The 1243-nt window shown below is 68.4% G+C and carries 1 protein-coding gene; it reads right to left on the bottom strand.

The window, feature by feature from the left end:
* Window positions 1-16: 16 nt before the first annotated feature.
* Window positions 17-1228, bottom strand: a complete 1212-nt coding sequence (locus ACWDV4_RS30710; protein ID WP_449986004.1) for an RNA-guided endonuclease InsQ/TnpB family protein — start codon at window positions 1226-1228, stop codon at window positions 17-19.
* Window positions 1229-1243: the final 15 nt, after the last annotated feature.

The raw sequence follows: 1243 nt of genomic DNA, 5'->3' as shown, positions 1-1243 counted from the left end.
TTGACATCTCCCTGCCCTAAAGGGCGGGGATTCCGGCGGTCGCCCGCCGGGTTTCCTGCTTCACGGCCTGCTGCCCCGAACGGAGGTTCCCCCGTTGAGGTCTTACGCCAGCTCCACAGGCGGACACCGCCAGCCCGGCGGCCAAGATGTTGCGGGCCGCGTTGACGTCGCGGTCGTGAACGGCCCCGCAGGGGCAGGTCCACGACCGGACGTTGAGCGGCATCTTCTCCGTGAGGTGCCCGCAGGCCGAGCAGACCTTGGACGACGGGTACCAGCGGTCGATCACGACCAGGTCCCGGCCGTACCAGTCGGCCTTGTAGGTGAGCAGTTCACGGAAGGTGGTCCAGGCCGCGTCGCTGATGGCGCGGGCCAGGGTGTGGTTGCCGAGCATGTTGCGCACGGTCAGGTCCTCGATCACGAGCGTTTGGTTCTCACGCACGAGTCGGGTGCTCAGCTTGTGCAGGTGGTCACGGCGGCGGTCGGCGATCCGGGCATGGACACGGGCGACCTTGAGCCGGGCCTTGGCCCGGTTCCTGGAGCCCTTGTCCTTGCGGGCCAGTTCCCGCTGGGCCCGGGCCAGCCGGAGCCGGTCGGCGCGTTCATGGCGGGGGTTGGCGATCTTCTCCCCGGTGGACAGGGTGATCAGGTGCTCGAGTCCGGCGTCGATGCCGACGGCCGCCGTGGTGGCCAGGCCGGGCTCGATCGTGTCCTGGCAGAGCAGGGACACGAACCAGCGGCCAGCCGAGTCGCGGGACACCGTCACCGTGGACGGCGACTGCCCTTCGGGCAGCGGCCTCGACCAGACGATGTCCAGCGGGTCGGTCATCTTGGCCAGGGTCAGCTCGCCGTTGTTCCAGCGGAAGGCGGATGGGGTGAACTCGGCCGAGGCCCGGGACTTGTGCTTGGACTTGAAGCGCGGGTACCTGGCCCGCTTCTCCCAGAACGCGGCGAACGCGCCTTGGAGGTGCCGCAGGCACTGCTGGAGCGGGACCGAGGACACCTCGTTCAGGAACGCCAGCTCCTCGGTCTTCTTCCAGGCGGTCAGCAGGGCGCTGGTGGCGTTGTAGTTGACCCGCTCCTGCCGCTGGTACCAGGCAGTGGTGCGGGCCTCCAGGGCCAGGTTGTAGACCTTGCGCACGCAACCGAACGTCCGGTTCAGCAGGTCGGCCTGCTCCCGGGTCGGGTGGAAGCGGAACTTGAAGGCCCGCTTCACGACACGCGTGGACATGTCTCACATGTTAGC

Source organism: Micromonospora sp. NPDC003197, from assembly GCF_053590565.1.
This window is presented reverse-complemented; position numbering and strand designations above follow the sequence as displayed.